This window comes from Alishewanella longhuensis (assembly GCF_014653435.1).
GTDB classification, from domain to species: domain Bacteria; phylum Pseudomonadota; class Gammaproteobacteria; order Enterobacterales; family Alteromonadaceae; genus Alishewanella; species Alishewanella longhuensis.
In genome coordinates, this window is sequence record NZ_BNAO01000006.1 from 127,308 (window position 1) to 143,628 (window position 16,321).

Genomic DNA, 16,321 nt, shown 5'->3' on the forward strand with positions numbered 1-16,321 from the left:
TATAACAATACAGATTGACCGTTAGTGACTATGCCAATGCAGATGATGCAGACTATCTATCAGCAAAACGCCTAAGCATAAGATGGCCATTTGTGGTATTAACTGCCAACCGCACTTGGGTGCTTTAATCAGCGGTAACAAATCAGATAGGGCTATGTAAATAAAACCGCCGGCAGTAATCGCTAACAATAAACCAAGGGGTAAACTAAAATAGTTACCTAGCAATAACACCAGTAAAGCGCCAATAAACACGCTAGCAGCAGACATTAAATTCAGCTTAATCGCACGCTTTAAGGTCGCGCCTGCGGCAACCAAAATCGCTGTATCGCTTATTTCTTGCGGTAACTCGTGAAGCAGTACGGCTAAGGTCGTGGTCCAGCCAACAAGTGGATCGACCAGAAAACTCGCTGCAATTAAGGCTCCATCAATTAAGTTGTGTAAAGCATCACCCGCAAGACTAATCCAACCAAAATGCTGCAACATTGGCTCGCCAGCTTGATGAGGTAGGGAGTGATGATGCCAGTGCAGCCCCTGTTCCAGCACGAAAAACAATGCCAAACCAAATAGCAGCCAACCAAACAAGGTTTCGATGGAGGAAGTTAAGGCTAAAGCTTCCGGGAGTAGATGTAAAAAGGCATCTCCTAGTAGCACCCCAATAGCCAGCGTAACCAGCCAAGGAATGAGGAAAGAAAGTTGCCGTTGCATCACGGCTAATAATAAACCACCTGTTAAGGCCACAAAACAGACTAATGTGCAGGCGAGCATCACGCTAAATAATGGCATACAACCTCAAAATGTTATAACATAACAAAACAAGCATAGCACACTTCAGCCATTTAATAACACCAAATTACAAATGATAATTATTTGCATTGGCATGAAAAATAGCTATACTCTGCGCTAACGGATTGCGAGACCCGGTAATGGATTGCCTCTCTCTGGTCTCTGTGGCTCGTCCTGCATTTTCGGGGTAATGCGAATAGCCCCTTTTTTTAAAATACCCAAAACCCTTGGTGCGGAGATACTCTATTGCTATTCAGTAAGCCGATACTCAGAAAAGTCTTGGGATTGGTCACAGAATGTTGGCCATCATTACGCGATCATTCAGTAGCAACTCAACCACCTTGCCTGCAACACCGACTTTTTCCAGCAACGGCTGGCTGGCACCATTTGCGCCTGCTGGGGTTTCGCTGTTTACATGAATCTTATCTGGGTTATGAGTTCGAAATCACATTAGAACCTGGACAGCATTGCTTTCACCCAGCCAGTACTCTGGAATTACAACCACAAAACAGCTACAGCAAAATTGCTCTTTGGTTAACTCAGCAACAACTAACAGGTTGTCAGACAGTGAGTTTCCAAACAAAAAAAGTACCACTTTGCCAAGCTCTGGCTTGCGTGGATCTGCTTAATACAGGGCAAGTTGCAACAGTAGATTTATCAGAATGGTTGGCTCTGCAAGGACTCATGCCAAGAGGCCGCTTTCATGTTTTGCAGTGGTGGCAACATGACAATAGCTACACTTTGCATTGTCAAACCACCGATTGTCTCTCCCGCGCCTGTTATCATTGGCTGCGGCAGCAAGCGATTCGCTTTCAGTTAGTTTACGTTCGTCATATTTAGACCAAAGCCGTGTCTAGTATCAACATCAGAACAAAGCCCAACATCAAGCCATTGGTTGCTGCTAGTTCATGTCCCTGCCGGTGCGATTCAGGGATCATTTCATGACTAATTACAAAGAGCATTGCACCTGCCGCCAGTGCTAACCCCCAAGGCAGTAATAAGGGTGAGGCGCCTAGTACAGTAGCCCCCAACACCGCCATCAGCGGCTCGGTTAAACCAGAAAGCATACCCACCGCCAAAGCCGTGCGGCGCCGATAACCAACCGCCAGCAAAGCCATAGCCACCACAAAGCCCTCTGGAATATCCTGAATAGCGATACCCGTAGCCAGGGCTGAAGCACCGGTGGCCTCACCTCCGGCATAGGCAGCACCTATTGCCAAACCTTCCGGTATATTGTGCAGCATAATCGCCAAAACAAATAACCAACTGCGCTTTAACGCTTTAGCTTGTTGCCCTTCCGCGCCTTTAATAAAGTGCTCATGTGGGATAACGCGTTCCAATAGCATCATCGCCGCGGCCCCTAGCAATATCGCGACAGCAACCTGCAACGAACCAATGTATGCCAGATTATTAGTAGTAGAAGAATCGGCACCAGAGAGACCGGTAAACAGGTACATTGCCGGTAAAATTAATGAAAAGATGCTGGCAGCCAGCATCACACCACCGCCAAACCCAAGCATGGCGGCATTGAATCTGGCTGACAATCTTCGTGAAAAAAGCACAGGTAGCGCACCTAGTGCAGTAGCCGTTGCAGCCACCATACCGGCATAAAAGGCATAACGGACATGCGCCTGTTGTTGCAAAAGCAAGACAAACTGCTGTAAGGCATATAAGGTGCCGAATACCACAATCAGCCAACCGATTATCTTCCGGCTGGCCGATCTGCCGCTTTTCAGCACCAAGGGTTTATTCATGCCAGCTCCTCAAAGCGCCGGGCAACCTCAGACCAGTTAATTACCTGGTAAAAAGCATCAATATACTCCGGCCGCTTGTTCTGATATTTCAGATAGTAAGCATGTTCCCATACGTCCAGACCAAGTAACGGGATCTGTTGTGCTAACAGCGGGCTATCTTGATTGGCGGTACTGGTTACCTGCAGTCGGCCTTCATCCGTCATAACCAGCCAGGCCCAGCCACTACCAAAACGACTTAAAGCCGCTTGCGTAAATTGCTGTTTAAAGTTGCTAAAACTATCAAATTCACACTGAATCGCCTTTGCTAGCTCGTCACGCGGCTCTCCTCCTCCGGCTGGCGACATTATCTGCCAAAACAACGAGTGGTTCGCATGACCGCCGCCATGATTGCGTACAGCGGGCTGCATTGCCAATGGTAAGCTGGCAAAACCCGTTAGCAACGCAATCAGCGACCAATGCTCATACTCAGTTCCAGCCAACGCCTGATTTAAGCCATTAACATAGGTTTGATGATGGCGCTGGTGGTGAATTTGCATCGTTTGCGTATCGACATAGGGTTCCAACGCATCATAGGCATAAGGTAACTCGGGTAATTCAAAAGCCATAACATCTCCAACTGATAACTGATAACTGATAACTGATAACTGATAACTAATAACTAATAACTAATAACTAATAACTAATAACTAATAACTAATAACTAATAACTAATAACTAATAACTAATAACTGATAATCATTATCATTTGCAAAAAAGAAAAAAGCAAGCCAAGATATTACTGAACACTTCTGCGATACCACGCAGTAAGGTATAGCAGAGTAAAAGGAGGAAGCATGAACCCAATTCAACATTGGCAGCACTTGCAACAACAAGGTAACCAGGCATTTCAGCAACAGCAATGGCAGCTGGCCAGTGAATACTATCTACACAGTATTCTGCTGATCCGGCATCACTTACCGATAAAGCTGCATACCCTAGCCCTGGCCAATGCACAGGATGCAGCACCTTATCAATTTGGTGCAACAGCAGACTTATTGATTTGTTTGTCGATAGCCATTCAGAATTTAGCTGAGGTGTACGCCAGACAACAACGTTGGCGGCGTTGTCATAGCTTATTGAACCGCGCCTTAAACCGGCTGCAGCAGTTACAACAACAGGTTGCGCCAACCGATAATGCTAGTGTGATACTGCTGCAAGAATGTTGCAGTTTGCGCCGTGAGCTGTGCCGTCATACCCTAAGCTGCAATGCTTGTATGACTAAAACACCGTCAATCCATACGGGATTAGTAAGTAGTAGTATTCATTAACGAGCATTAGCAGAGGCAGCTATAACGCCGCAACTAAGCTTAACTGGTTGCAGCGCCGTAGGCTCATGGCGAATAGCCATTGCAGGTGTCTTCTGCGCCTAATAACAGTATTAGGCGTAATAGCAACTATAGTTGCGATTGCAGGTAATTGGCTAACCCCAACAACTTGATTAAACGTAGCTGTTGTTCCAGCCAATGTGCATGATCATTTTCAGTATCATCCAGCAAGCCCTGCAGCATATTACGGGTGACATAGTCTTGCTCTTGCTCGCACAACGCCATCGTTTGTTTAAGCAGCTTTTGCACCGTGTATTCCACGTTCAAGTCACTTTGCAACATAGCAGGTACATCCTGGCCAACGTGAATGGCATCACGTTTGCTCATATCCGGCGTACCGCCAAGAAAAATAATACGCTCAATCAGTGCCGAGGCATGGCCTTTCTCATCATCAAACTCATGATCAATGCGCGCAAATAACTTATGTAAGCCCCAGTCATGGTACATACGAGAATGAATAAAATACTGATCCATCGCCGCCAGCTCGTTGGCAAGCAACACATTTAGTGCAGCAATAATCTTTGGACTGCCTTGCATTACTCACCCCCTAATTGTGCTTGTAGATAATTTTCCAGCGTTAACACGCTAATTTGATGCTGCTGTGTTTCCAGCCAGTCCAGATGCTCTTCTTCATCTTCCAAAATTTCCGTTAGTAAATCCCTGCTGACATAATCTTGCAGGCTTTCACAAAGCGCGATACTTTCTTTTAACAAGGGCAGTTGCTCAACCTGAAAATCTAAATCGCATTGCAGCATCTCAGGCGTGTCTTCACCAATCCGCAGTTTGCCAAGCGCCTGTAGGTTAGGTAAACCTTCCAACATTAAAATACGCTCAATTAAGGCATCAGCTTGCTTCATATCCTTGATCGATTTTTTGTAACAGGCATCGTTTAATGCTTTTAAGCCCCAGTTTTTGTATATACGGGCATGCAAAAAATACTGATTAATTGAGGTGAGCTCCGCGGTGAGGACTTCATTTAACTTACTCAGTACTTGTGGATGACCATGCATAACAAACTCCTGCTAAAAACGCTATTAGGTACAGAGCATAGTACAAAACAGCATTTTTAGCAAAAAAAGGTTTAATATCATAGATATACAATTAAGAATGCTTTGCATTACTACTGTGGATTCTGTTAGCAGCTGCGGCCCATCCTAAAATTCTGTAACCAATCGCAAGCCGCTTCGTTTGTGGTTGCTTTAACGCTATGGTTAAGCTGGATTTAATTTCACCCGACGCTAAAAATCACTTTTTAGATTGGCACTAACCCACTTTTAGATCGGAACACACTATGCACGCAAAACATTATCTTGGCATACTGGCTTTGGGATTGAGTTTAACTCTCACCAGCCCAGTACAAGCTAATACCACCAACAATAGCAGTCATGCCATTAGTATTGATATCGACAGCGCAGTAGTTACTGAACACCGCACCCAAATTAATGGCCAGCGTATCAGTTACAAAGCCTATACCGGTACACAGCCGGTATGGGATGACAATGGCCACCCGACCGCTACCTTGTTTTATACTTATTATCAGCGTAGCGATATTAAAGATAACAGTAAGCGCCCATTATTAATTTCGTTTAACGGTGGCCCTGGCTCAGCGTCAGTCTGGATGCATATTGCTTATACCGGCCCTAAAGCGCTAAATATCGATAGTGAGGGTTACCCTATCCAGCCTTATGGCGTAAAAACCAACCCTTACTCAGTATTAGATGTGGCCGATATCGTCTTTGTAAACCCGGTGAATACCGGTTATTCCCGTGTATTACCGGGGCCTGACGGCAAAATGCCTTCGCGTGAGCAGCAACAAAAAATGTTTTTTGGCGTCAATGCCGATGTGAATTATCTGGCTGGCTGGATCAATACCTTTGTGCATCGCTATGAACGCTGGCCATCGCCTAAATTCTTGATTGGCGAAAGCTATGGCACTACCCGGGTGGCAGGTTTAGCGCTGGCACTGCAAAATAGCCAGTGGATGTATTTAAATGGTGTCGTTCTGGTTTCCCCTACCGATATCGGTATTGAGCGCCAGGGTCCGGTAAAAGCCGCTAATCGTCTACCTTATTTTGCGGCAACGGCTTGGTATCACCAGGCATTAGCAGCAGATTTACAGCAAAAAGATCTGTACGACATTCTGCCAGAAGTCGAAAACTTCACGCTGAACGAATACTTACCAGCCTTAGCGCGTGGCAATTCACTGCCAGAGGCTGACAAGCAACGTATTGCCGAGCAAGTTAGCCGTTACTCTGGGATTAGCGTGCAGAATGTGCTGCGCTCGAACCTGGATATCAGCACCGCCTATTTTTGGAAAGAGCTGCTGCGCGACCGCGGTCAAACCGTTGGCCGTTTAGACTCACGCTATCTGGGGCTGGATAAAAATGATGTAGGTGAGCGTCCGGATTACTGGGCAGAGTTAACGTCCTGGCTGCATTCCTTTACGCCGGCCATCAACCATTACTTGCGCACCGAGCTAAACTACAAAACCGATATTAAATACAATATGTTTGGTAATGTGCACCCTTGGGATCGCAGCAACGACAACACCGGTGAGAACCTGCGCCAGGCTATGGCACAAAACCCCTATTTACGGGTGTTAACCCAAGCTGGCTACTATGACGGTGCCACTAACTACTTCGATGCCAAATACAATATGTGGCAGCTCGATCCGAGCGGTAAAATGAAAGATCGTTTAAGCTTTAAAGGCTATCGCAGCGGTCATATGATGTACCTACGCTATGAAGATTTGCAGAAGTCGAATGATGATTTGCGCGAGTTTATTTTGCAGTCTCTACCTGCTGCAGGCCAAGCGGCAAAGTACTAGAAGTAAACCTTAGTAACAGTAAAAAGTGCTAACAAAATGCCCCGTAAATCGGGGCATTTTTATTGGTGACCTAAGGGTATATTACGGTTTCGTTAGTCCGCTACCACTTCCTCTGCTGCGCTTTGTTGTTTAGCTAATAGCGTTTGCTGTTCCATCTGTGCAGTTAATTGTTTTACTCTAGTGGCAAAAGCTGCTTTTGATTCAGCTGGCACAGGTCGCGCGAGTGGAATATGTGCCGTCATCGGGTTAACCGGCCTGTTATTAACATGCAGCTCATAATGCAGGTGCGGTCCGGTAGAGCGACCGGTATTACCAGAAAGCGCAATACGTTGGCCACGCGTCACCCGCTGGCCACGTTGCACATTAAAGCGGCTTAGGTGCAAATAACGGGTTTTATAACCACCAAAATGTTGGATCTCGATATACTTACCCGCGAAAGGATGGTTTTCAATCCGGGTTACTACGCCATCTGCTGGGGCAATCACCGGCGTACCAATGGGTAACGGGAAATCGGTACCATTATGAGGCGAGACCCGCTTGGTAATAGGGTGCAAACGTCGCGGATTAAAATGCGAACTGACCCGCACATTATTATTAAGGGGTAAACGCGAGAAGGCTCTTTCTAAACTATCACCATTGGCGTCGTAGTACTGACCATCATTATGCATAAAGGCCGTTAGCGTTTGCCTGCGGTTTAAAATACGGATAGCTTCAATCCGGCTTTGGCCAGTGCTCTCTTCACCAACATAGTTTTCACTGCGTAATACCTGAAACTGCGCGCCTGCCTGGATATCACGGGCAAAATTAATGCGGTCTTTAAATAGCTGATTGATATTATAAATATCAGCATCATTTAAGCCTGCTCGTTGCGCTGAGGCATAAAAGCTGCCGAAAACATCGCCAACCAAAATATCCTTTTGCCAAACACCTTCATCTAGCAGCTCTTGGTAGGCAAATTCGTCCGCAGCCACCCGCTCATACAACACTTTTTTACCGGCATGAATATACAACTCCATGCTCTGCAATTGCCCCTCTTCATCCAATTGCAACGTTAAGCGATTTCCTGGGCGCAATACGTCCAACGCCAACAAGGATTCGTCCGCAGCCATTACCTGCTGTACGGTTTGGTAACCGAGGTTATAGCGGGAGAAGATGCGGCTTAAACTATCACCAGAGGCGATGTTATAAACCTTGATAAAGGGATCTTCCACCGGCTCGGTGCGCAGCTTATCACCTACCCAGGCAGTAAGCTGGCTTAATGGCAGTTGTTCTAATTGCTGTGGCGCATGTTGTAACCCTATACCCAGCAGCAAAGGTAACACGCCCATACCGCTTTGCGTCTGGCGCTGCGATGATGGCCATAACAATAACAAACTAATACTGAGCAGACATGCCAGCATAAGGCGCTGATGCCCAAGGGGCACGCGACGTCGAAAATCCAAAAATAGGCTGTTTAACATTAATAGGCTTTCTTATTCGTTATAGTTAGATACTAAGGTTTAGGTATAAAAACGCGAAGAATATAGCGCACCTAAAACGCAACCCTTGCGTCAGAAGCCTCAGGGCCAGAAAAGTTCATTCTATGTGATAAAATAACTTTTTGCATCCTTACTTATCCGCTTAATCACGGTTTTAATCAACCGGCAATGCACTCGCCTTGCCTTGTTACGCAGTTTTATACCAGATAAGAAACTTTTACCAGATAACGGCGAAAATTCACACAAAAAAATTGTGTTTACTCCCTTCTTTCGCCATAAACAATGACGCTACCCAGATTATGGCATGCAAGGCATATATTTTTTCCCTTAAATTGCCACCGGTAGACAAAAACCAATACATGAGCAAGCACAAGCAAACTAAAAATAATTATTTATATAAATGAACAGGGTAGAAAAATGTACAGCAAAAAACTTTTAGCGATATTGATTAGCAGCAGCCTGTTACTCGGCTGTAATAGCAGCGACCCAGAACCGGCAGAAGAGGTCGTAGTAACGCCGCCGGTAGTCACACCCGATACTAGCGCGGTGATCCTAACCGATCTGGATACTGTCTATGGTTACGCGTCAGAAAATGGTGGCACCACCGGTGGTAGCGGTGAGAACCGGGTTGAAGTGACGGTTTGCACTGGCGAGCAAATGATTGCAGCCTTAAAAGACAAAGATCCCAACCGACCACTCACTATCTGGGTTAATGGCACCATTACCCTACAAAATGCGAAAGATACTCGTATCGATATTAAAGATATCAAGGATGTTTCTATTATTGGCCTTGGTAGTCAGGGTGAGATGGCTGGTATCGGCTTTAATATAGTGCGGGCGGAGAATATTATTATCCGTAATCTGCGCATCCACCATGTCCGCGCCAATATGAATGCCCCCGGCGACGGTATTAGCATTGAGGGCCCAGCCAGAAACATTTGGATCGACCATAACGAAATTTATAATAGTTTAACTGTCGACGATAGCAGCCTGACACTGGATCAGGTTAAAGACTATTATGATGGTTTAGTGGATGCCAAAGGTGATGCGCGCTATATCACCATTTCGTTTAATAAGTTTCATAATAGCTGGAAGACCTCATTGGTGGGCTCTTCCGATAGCGACAACTACGAACGTACTCTCACTTATCATCATAATCACTGGTATAACGTCAACTCGCGTTTACCTTTGTTCCGCTTTGGCAAAGGCCATATTTATAACAATTTTTATGATGGTGCTGTAGAGAGCGGCATTAACTCGCGAATGGGCGCCGTGATCCGTATTGAACAAAACCACTTTAGGAATATGAAAAACCCGGTGATGTCGATGTACAGCCAACAAATTGGTTATTGGCAATTAATTGATAATATTTTTGAAAACATCACCTGGGAACCTGGCGCGGCAGGTTCGGTTATTGCCGATAATAATCAGTCAACCGGCGAGTTAACCGTGCCTTACAACTACCAACAAAGTTTAATTCCAGTACATCAGGTAAAGGAAACGGTATTACGCTACGCCGGAGTTGGCAAAATTACCACGCCACCCAGCCCGGGGTTATGCCCGGCGCCACTACTAGAGGAAGCGGAACCTGAAGAGCCGATAGTTGATCCGGTACCGATAGATCCGACAGAACCACCCAGCAGTGTCGATTGGTTTAGTTACAGTGCAGATCTAGACCCCTTTACCCAAGGTGCCGTTACCCTCGCCGACGGCAGCCTGAGCCAATTTGCCAAACAGCAAAGTGGCGGTGCTGATGAACCAAACCTGTTTACCGCCAACGGCGACGGTACCGTCACCTTTGATAGTACCGCCAGTGGCTCAGACCGCAGCCGGGCAAAACTTGATAACATTATGGCTGCCGATGGCGTTTATCCAAAATACTTTACGTTATTAATGGGGCTAAAAGGTAATAGCGAGGGTCAGCGTATTATTGAAACGGAAATTGCTTTTGGCGATACCGCCAGCAGCGCGAGCAGTCGGCTAAAAGTCGTGTTTCGGGGCGATGGCAATAATTCTGGTATCCAGCTAGAGAATGCCAGCAATGGTTCTTCAGTTACCTTGGGTAAAGGCAATGAGCCTGATGCCATAGATATGAGCCAATACCGGGTTTATCACTTTACCATTGCTTTAAGCTCGCCCACCACCGGCAACGTTGCCGTTTATATCGACGGAAATAATACACCACTGGGCGTATTAGAAGGCGTAACCATGCGCCCAGCCAGTAACCCAACCGACAATTACCTACAAATTGGCGATGCCGGTAACAGTAGCTATAAAGCCGAAATTGACTGGGTATTGTGGACCGATGCCGGAGCCTATACACCGGATATGCTAAAAGGGTTGCTGCCATCGGGCATTGGCAATATCAGCGGCTACGAAAACTAGCGCCAGCCCATAAGAACTTTGCCCGGTATTGACCGGGCTTTTTTGTTGTTTGGTAGCGCAATATGCCCTTAATCAATAAGACCTGATATAGTCAGGCTAATAATTCAGCAACTTATACAGGTACCTTATGCGCTTAAAACCGCTGTTTCTGCTGTTGTCACTTTTTAGCGTAACAACAACCGCTGCCCCAGTCGCCTTACATAATATTCAAGGCTATGGCTTTGACGAAAACCGGCAATTAGTAAATTTTCAAACCCTGGTCTTTGATGATGAAAGCGGTCAAATTCTGGCGCGCGGTGCAAAAGAGCTATTGGCGCACTATGCTACGGCAAAACAAATCGATGGTCAGGGTAAAACCTTGTTACCAGGTTTGATTGATGGGCATGGCCATATTCTGGGCTTAGGTGAATACCTGAAACAGGCCGATTTGCGCGGTATTGGTAGTGAACAACAATCCGCTGCGGCTGTTGCCAGCTTTGCCAAAAACAATCCGGAGCAGCAATGGCTGGTTGGCCGTGGCTGGAATCAGGTACTTTGGGAGAGCAAAACCTTTCCAGGCAAAACCACCTTAGATGAAATGGTACCGGACAAGCCAGTATATTTGGTACGGGTAGATGCGCACGCCGCCTGGGTGAACAGTAAAGCCCTGGCGCTGGCAGGTATCAGCAAAGATACGCTGGATCCGCCAGGGGGTGAAATTATCCGCGATGCCAATGGTGAGCCCACCGGTGTGTTAATTGATAATGCTATGTATCTGGTACAGCGCAAAATTCCCACGCCGACCGAGGCAGAAAAACGTGCCGCCTTAGCGACCGCCTTTCAGCACTTGCAGGCGCTGGGCATTACCTCGGTACATGATGCTGGGGTCAATACTGAATTGGTTAAGCTTTATCAGCAATTGCAACAGGAGCAACAGCTGGGTGTACGCGTCTATCCTATGCTATCGGCTAAAGATCCAGCACTGGAAAGCTGGTTTAAAGCCGGTATTATTGATGATGCCAGCGATTGGCTAGATATCCGCTCAGTAAAAATCTATGGTGACGGTGCCCTGGGTAGCCGTGGCGCTGCCCTACTGGCCGATTACAGTGATCAACCCGGTCAGCAGGGATTATTGGTCACCGAGCCGGATGCGCTGACCGAAATTATGCGCTTAACCATTAATGCCGGTTTTCAGGCCAATGTGCATGCCATAGGTGATAGAGCCAATCGGCTGGTATTGGACAGGTTCGAGCAATTGAGTAATCTAGAAGCCTTGCAGCAAAGCCGTCATCGCATTGAGCATGCCCAAATTGTCTCGCCGCAAGATATCCCTCGCTTTAAAAAACTACATATTTTACCGGCAATGCAAGCGGTGCACGCCACCTCGGATATGAATATGGCTGGCGATCGCCTGGGTGTGGCGCGTCTACGTGGCGCCTACGCCTGGCGTACCTTTGTTGATCAGGGCAGTATTATCGTCGGCGGCTCTGATTTCCCGGTGGAGCTGGCCAATCCCTTCCATGGTTTGCATGCGTCTGTTACCCGTCAGGATCAACAAAACCAGCCGGTCGGTGGCTGGTTGCCAGAACAGCGTTTAAGCCTGGTTGAAGCTCTGCGCTCTTTTACGGTAGATGCCGCCTATGGTGCTTTTCAGGAAGAAAAGATGGGCACCCTGGCACCCGGTAGTTGGGCCGATTTTATTCTAGTGGATAGAGATATTTTTGCGATCCCGCCAGCAGAGCTTTGGCAAACTACCACGCTGGAAACCTGGATCCATGGCCAACAACGCTTTAAACGTTAAGCCTGATCAGAAATATTGCCCGCTAGCGCCAACAGGCGCCGGCGGCTATGCTTAAGTAACCATCTCGTTGTCGGACTGTACAGATGCCAAGTTGTACAATACTCAAACCAGTTTCAACCACATCCCTTAAAGCACCCAAGTTCTTAGCTATCTTGCTGCTGTTAATATGTCTGTTAGCGGTGCCGCTGCGGGCAGATCCTATTTTAATTGGGACGACGCAAAGCCCCTCACCACAAAGCCTGTATATTGAAGAGCAATTACGCACGGCTTATAACCAGCTGGGACTGCAAGTGCTGTTTATCCCGATGCCATCCGAGCGCCGCTTACGGCAGGTCAGCAACAATCAACTTGGCGCCGATCTATTTAGAATTTGTCAGTTGGGTGATGATGATGACACTCTGGTAACAGTGCAGACTAAACTGGGGGATTTTTATCTACAAGCTTTTAGCCTGTCAGAACAACGCTTAACGAATTGGCAGCAGCAATCGGACTTAATTGTAGTGCATGTTAGAGGCTTAAAAATGGCAGAACTCACGCCTTTTGCTGGCAGCCGACTAGAAGTGACAGACTTACCACAAGCCTTTGGCATGCTGTTGCAAGGACGAGCCGATATTATGTTAGAGGATCAACTCTCGGCTGAAGCTTATTTACAACAGTATCAGCTACCGGAGCTCACCAAGGTAAACTTAGCACCTTTTGCCGTTTGTCATGTGTTAAGCAAAGAACTGAGCCATCTGGCAGAGCCGTTACAACAACGACTACAAGCAATGCAAGACTAAATGGCTAATGGCTAATGGCTAATGGCTAATGGCTAATGGCTAATGGCTAATGGCTAATGGCTAATGGCTAATGGCTAAAACGTTATGATGCCGCGTTACCCCAAGTCAATAGGCAACAACGCGGCAAAGTTGGTGATGGTTAGTATTAATTTACTTCATCTGGCTCAACAAAATCGGCAGCCCCCAACCGGCTATGCTTATCACGTAGTTTACCGACCAGTGTACTTAACTTACGTTGCAGTTTCTCCGCGGCACCCGTCACGGCTTGTCCTACGGTAGCCGCATGCTCGGTAACGGCCACCGGATCTTGCCCTTCAAAACGCGCTTCCAATAGACAACGCTTGTCGTTACCGTCGTGCTTGGCGCTGCTATTTTCATCACTTAAATGCACTTCAATACGGGTTAAATGATCAGCAAAACGATTTAATTTACCGTTGAGGGTATCACGCACAAACTCTGCTAAACGTTCATCGGCCTGAATGTGGCGATCACTGTTAATTTGTATTTGCATAAGGTACTCCTGTTAATAACTCTGCGCAGACTCTCTGGTTACAGACCACTACCGCAGCGAATGGTTTCCTTTGTTGTTATTACATATTTGGTGACAAGGGAGCTAACAGTCAAGGGTAAAGCGAGAAAATAACTCATATCTGCCAGCTGCTTTGCTTTTTTAACCAGACAGCAGCGGCAAGTCTGGTTAAAATAGCCTTAGGTTCTCCTGGAAAAAGTCAGCAGCATGATAAGTCATAAATGGGCCAAGTTGATTAAATCGCTTCACCTGAAAAAATATCGCAAAGCCGAGCAATTATTCTTTGTCGAAGGTGAAAAAGCAGTGCTTGAGGTACTGGCCAGTAACTGGACGGTACAAGCGCTGTTCGCCACCGAGCAGTTTATCGCCGCCCATCCCACAGCAGTTAACAAGGCGAAATTATGGCAAAGCTGTAATAGTGAGGAGCTGGTGAAAGTCGGCACCTTTAGCAGTAACGATGCCGCTTTGGCTTTAGTAGCTATGCCAGTGTGGCCTGCCTTTTCGCCTACCGCAGCTAGCTGGACGCTGGTGCTGGATAATATTAACGATCCGGGCAATCTGGGTACCATTATCCGTATTGCAGATTGGTACGGCATTAAGCATATTTTATGCTCAGCAGAGACGGCTGACTGTTTTAATCCCAAGGTAATTGCTGCCGCCAAAGGTTCGTTTTTACGGGTGAAACTGCATTATCTGCCGCTGTCCGCTGTACTGGCCAATACCACTCTGCCGGTATATGGTGCCTATCTGGGGGGCGAAAATGTGCATCAACTTACCCTAACAGAACAAGGTGGCTATCTGGTCCTGGGTAATGAAGCTAATGGCATTAGCGCTGCTATCGGTGCACTGATTAATCGAAAAATTACTATCCCTGCTTTTGGTGGGGCCGAATCACTGAATGTTGGCATCGCCGCCGCGGTGCTTTGTGATAATCTGTTACGGTTATCAGCATTAAATACTGCTACTGATCAATAACGAGGCCTGTTTATGAATTTCCCTACCATTGAAGCCTATGTTGGCAACACCCCTTTAGTACGCCTGCAACGGCTAGCCAGCCATACTAATAGCGTGGTGCTATGCAAATTGGAAGGGAACAATCCTGCGGGCTCGGTAAAAGATCGGCCGGCACTGAATATGATTAACGAAGCAGAACGTCGTGGCACCATTAAGCCCGGTGATCGGATTATCGAAGCCACCAGCGGCAATACCGGAATTGCCCTGGCGATGGCGGCAGCAATCAAAGGTTATCCGATGACCCTAATTATGCCCGCCAACGCCACGGAAGAGCGCAAGGCCTCGATGCGTGCTTATGGCGCTGAACTGATTTTAGTTAGCAAAGAACAAGGCATGGAGGGTGCTCGCGATCTCGCTTTACAAATGCAAGCTGAGGGCAAAGGCATAGTGCTTGATCAATTTAATAATACCGACAACCCCGCCGCACACTATGCCAGTACAGGGCCTGAGCTATGGCAACAAACTAATGGCACCATTACGCACTTTGTTTCAAGCATGGGCACTACCGGTACTATTATGGGCACTTCGCGTTATCTAAAAGCGCAAAATCCAGCAATTCAGATTATTGGCTTGCAACCCGCGGAAGGCGCCAGTATTCCGGGGATCAGGCGTTGGCCGGTGGAATACCTGCCAGGCTTTTATGAACAAGACCGCGTCGATCAGGTGATAGATATTACTCAGGAAGACGCCTTAGATACCATGCGCAGACTGGCCAAGGAAGAAGGTATTTTTGCTGGGGTCAGTTCTGGTGGGTCGGTATATGCGGCGTTACGCTTAGCGGAGCAAATCGATAATGCGGTGATCGTTGCCATTATTTGTGATAGAGGTGATCGCTATCTTTCTTCGGGCATATTTTAAGTTATCTTACTGACAAAACTTGCAAATCTGTTGCGAACAGCCATGCTTCTATAAAGTAGAAGCATGCGGGATAACTTATGTCGTTAAAATCTATTATAGTGGCAACAGTGCCATTGATTTGTTTGAGCACCAGCCTATCAACTTTAGCTGACTGGCAAGGCAATATTACCGCCAGCAGCGATTATCTGTTTAATGGTGTTAGTCAAACCCTAAATCGCCCCGCCTTGCAGGCTGGCCTCACCTATGACTTTGGCAATGGCATTTACGCCGGCGGCTGGACGTCGAATGTCGATTACGATGAAGGTACTACGCTCGAGCTGGATGGCTATGTCGGCTATTTTTGGACGATAAGCGACGATTTATCAGTGGACTTGATGATCTCACAATTTACTTATCATGGTCGGGGTTACAGCTCAGATCTGAATTTTCCTGAACTCTCACTAAAACTTGCTTACGGCGATTGGGGTTTTAATAGTTGGTATACCTGGGATTATTTTGGTTTTGGTGGCGATCACTATGTGTTTCAGCTAAGCCGCACTATACCCCTTAACGATAATTGGACACTCTTCACGGCAGTGGATACCTCCGTTACCGGTGATAAAAGTGCCTGGGACTGGGAAGGAAAATCCAGCTTTTGGCATGGCCAGCTGATGCTACAAACACAGTGGCGGAGTATCGATATTGCTTTTGGCTATCACATGACAACCTTAAAAGAAAAATGGGGGCGTGATACCCTGTTACTACAGCTGGCTTACAACTTTTAATCCAAG

Annotated in this window: 16 protein-coding genes; 9 read left to right on the forward strand and 7 right to left on the reverse strand. The window is 46.9% G+C overall.

The window, feature by feature from the left end; genetic code table 11:
- Window positions 1–21: 21 nt before the first annotated feature.
- Window positions 22–783, reverse strand: coding sequence for a ZIP family metal transporter (locus IE163_RS12745; RefSeq protein WP_189433361.1), 762 nt, complete (start codon window positions 781–783; stop codon window positions 22–24).
- Between the two features lie 246 nt (window positions 784–1,029).
- Here IE163_RS12745 and IE163_RS12750 point away from each other — a divergent pair, with 246 nt between their 5' ends.
- Window positions 1,030–1,623 carry a hypothetical protein gene (locus tag IE163_RS12750; RefSeq protein ID WP_189433362.1) on the forward strand — a complete coding sequence of 198 codons (594 nt, stop codon included), beginning with the start codon at window positions 1,030–1,032 and terminating at the stop codon, window positions 1,621–1,623.
- On the opposite strand, the gene IE163_RS12755 is transcribed toward IE163_RS12750, so the two are convergent.
- The gene (locus IE163_RS12755) at window positions 1,620–2,537 is read right to left on the reverse strand and encodes a ZIP family metal transporter (RefSeq protein WP_189433363.1); all 918 of its coding nucleotides are present in this window, start codon (window positions 2,535–2,537) and stop codon (window positions 1,620–1,622) included. The genes IE163_RS12750 and IE163_RS12755 overlap by 4 nt on opposite strands.
- The gene (locus IE163_RS12760; protein WP_189433364.1) at window positions 2,534–3,142 is read right to left on the reverse strand and encodes a superoxide dismutase; all 609 of its coding nucleotides are present in this window, start codon (window positions 3,140–3,142) and stop codon (window positions 2,534–2,536) included. The genes IE163_RS12755 and IE163_RS12760 overlap by 4 nt, the downstream gene beginning before the upstream one ends.
- A 228-nt stretch (window positions 3,143–3,370) precedes the next feature.
- Between IE163_RS12760 and IE163_RS12765 the strand changes: the two genes are divergently transcribed.
- Window positions 3,371–3,844, forward strand: coding sequence for a hypothetical protein (locus tag IE163_RS12765; RefSeq protein ID WP_189433365.1), 474 nt, complete (start codon window positions 3,371–3,373; stop codon window positions 3,842–3,844).
- A gap of 126 nt (window positions 3,845–3,970) precedes the next feature.
- Here the strand turns inward: IE163_RS12765 and bfr (IE163_RS12770) are convergent, their stop codons facing one another.
- Window positions 3,971–4,438, reverse strand: a complete 468-nt coding sequence (gene bfr, locus IE163_RS12770; RefSeq protein WP_189433366.1) for a bacterioferritin — start codon at window positions 4,436–4,438, stop codon at window positions 3,971–3,973.
- Entirely contained in the window at window positions 4,438–4,911 is a 474-nt protein-coding gene (gene bfr / locus IE163_RS12775; RefSeq protein WP_189433367.1) for a bacterioferritin, read from the reverse strand. The genes bfr (IE163_RS12770) and bfr (IE163_RS12775) overlap by 1 nt, the downstream gene beginning before the upstream one ends.
- 281 nt (window positions 4,912–5,192) lie before the next feature.
- Between bfr (IE163_RS12775) and IE163_RS12780 the strand changes: the two genes are divergently transcribed.
- On the forward strand, window positions 5,193–6,728 hold the full coding sequence (locus IE163_RS12780) for a S10 family peptidase (protein ID WP_189433368.1): 1,536 nt from the start codon (window positions 5,193–5,195) through the stop codon (window positions 6,726–6,728).
- A gap of 92 nt (window positions 6,729–6,820) precedes the next feature.
- Here the strand turns inward: IE163_RS12780 and IE163_RS12785 are convergent, their stop codons facing one another.
- Window positions 6,821–8,188, reverse strand: a complete 1,368-nt coding sequence (locus tag IE163_RS12785) for a peptidoglycan DD-metalloendopeptidase family protein (protein WP_189433369.1) — start codon at window positions 8,186–8,188, stop codon at window positions 6,821–6,823.
- 435 nt (window positions 8,189–8,623) lie between these two features.
- On the opposite strand from IE163_RS12785, the gene IE163_RS12790 reads away from it, so the two are divergent.
- The 3 genes from IE163_RS12790 (at window position 8,624) to IE163_RS12800 (ending at window position 13,150) form a co-directional block, all read left to right on the forward strand.
- The gene (locus tag IE163_RS12790) at window positions 8,624–10,591 is read left to right on the forward strand and encodes a pectate lyase family protein (RefSeq protein WP_189433370.1); all 1,968 of its coding nucleotides are present in this window, start codon (window positions 8,624–8,626) and stop codon (window positions 10,589–10,591) included.
- Window positions 10,592–10,718: 127 nt separating this feature from the next.
- Window positions 10,719–12,371 (forward strand): amidohydrolase, encoded by a 1,653-nt coding sequence (locus tag IE163_RS12795; RefSeq protein WP_189433371.1) that lies wholly within the window; start codon window positions 10,719–10,721, stop codon window positions 12,369–12,371.
- A gap of 83 nt (window positions 12,372–12,454) precedes the next feature.
- On the forward strand, window positions 12,455–13,150 hold the full coding sequence (locus tag IE163_RS12800) for a transporter substrate-binding domain-containing protein (protein ID WP_189433372.1): 696 nt from the start codon (window positions 12,455–12,457) through the stop codon (window positions 13,148–13,150).
- A gap of 145 nt (window positions 13,151–13,295) precedes the next feature.
- On the opposite strand, the gene IE163_RS12805 is transcribed toward IE163_RS12800, so the two are convergent.
- Window positions 13,296–13,661, reverse strand: coding sequence for an HPF/RaiA family ribosome-associated protein (locus IE163_RS12805; protein ID WP_189433373.1), 366 nt, complete (start codon window positions 13,659–13,661; stop codon window positions 13,296–13,298).
- A gap of 225 nt (window positions 13,662–13,886) precedes the next feature.
- Between IE163_RS12805 and IE163_RS12810 the strand changes: the two genes are divergently transcribed.
- From IE163_RS12810 to IE163_RS12820, 3 genes are all read left to right on the forward strand, one after another.
- On the forward strand, window positions 13,887–14,654 hold the full coding sequence (locus IE163_RS12810) for an RNA methyltransferase (protein WP_189433374.1): 768 nt from the start codon (window positions 13,887–13,889) through the stop codon (window positions 14,652–14,654).
- A gap of 12 nt (window positions 14,655–14,666) precedes the next feature.
- Window positions 14,667–15,551: a cysteine synthase CysM gene (cysM, locus tag IE163_RS12815; protein WP_189433375.1), complete on the forward strand. Its 885-nt coding sequence runs from the start codon at window positions 14,667–14,669 to the stop codon at window positions 15,549–15,551.
- A 77-nt stretch (window positions 15,552–15,628) separates the two neighbouring features.
- A complete protein-coding gene (locus tag IE163_RS12820) occupies window positions 15,629–16,315 on the forward strand; it encodes a TorF family putative porin (protein ID WP_189433376.1) in 687 nt (228 codons plus the stop codon).
- Window positions 16,316–16,321 lie beyond the last annotated feature (6 nt).

Excerpts from the sequence above, each read along its gene's own strand:
- IE163_RS12745 (WP_189433361.1), bottom strand. The coding sequence starts at position 783 with ATGCCATTATTTAGCGTGATGCTCGCCTGCACATTAGTCTGTTTTGTG.
- IE163_RS12755 (WP_189433363.1), bottom strand. The coding sequence starts at position 2,537 with ATGAATAAACCCTTGGTGCTGAAAAGCGGCAGATCGGCCAGCCGGAAG.
- IE163_RS12760 (WP_189433364.1), bottom strand. The coding sequence starts at position 3,142 with ATGGCTTTTGAATTACCCGAGTTACCTTATGCCTATGATGCGTTGGAA.
- IE163_RS12765 (WP_189433365.1), top strand. The coding sequence starts at position 3,371 with ATGAACCCAATTCAACATTGGCAGCACTTGCAACAACAAGGTAACCAG.
- bfr (WP_189433366.1), bottom strand. The coding sequence starts at position 4,438 with ATGCAAGGCAGTCCAAAGATTATTGCTGCACTAAATGTGTTGCTTGCC.
- bfr (WP_189433367.1), bottom strand. The coding sequence starts at position 4,911 with ATGCATGGTCATCCACAAGTACTGAGTAAGTTAAATGAAGTCCTCACC.
- IE163_RS12780 (WP_189433368.1), top strand. The coding sequence starts at position 5,193 with ATGCACGCAAAACATTATCTTGGCATACTGGCTTTGGGATTGAGTTTA.
- IE163_RS12785 (WP_189433369.1), bottom strand. The coding sequence starts at position 8,188 with ATGTTAAACAGCCTATTTTTGGATTTTCGACGTCGCGTGCCCCTTGGG.
- IE163_RS12790 (WP_189433370.1), top strand. The coding sequence starts at position 8,624 with ATGTACAGCAAAAAACTTTTAGCGATATTGATTAGCAGCAGCCTGTTA.
- IE163_RS12795 (WP_189433371.1), top strand. The coding sequence starts at position 10,719 with ATGCGCTTAAAACCGCTGTTTCTGCTGTTGTCACTTTTTAGCGTAACA.
- IE163_RS12800 (WP_189433372.1), top strand. The coding sequence starts at position 12,455 with ATGCCAAGTTGTACAATACTCAAACCAGTTTCAACCACATCCCTTAAA.
- IE163_RS12805 (WP_189433373.1), bottom strand. The coding sequence starts at position 13,661 with ATGCAAATACAAATTAACAGTGATCGCCACATTCAGGCCGATGAACGT.
- IE163_RS12810 (WP_189433374.1), top strand. The coding sequence starts at position 13,887 with ATGATAAGTCATAAATGGGCCAAGTTGATTAAATCGCTTCACCTGAAA.
- cysM (WP_189433375.1), top strand. The coding sequence starts at position 14,667 with ATGAATTTCCCTACCATTGAAGCCTATGTTGGCAACACCCCTTTAGTA.
- IE163_RS12820 (WP_189433376.1), top strand. The coding sequence starts at position 15,629 with ATGTCGTTAAAATCTATTATAGTGGCAACAGTGCCATTGATTTGTTTG.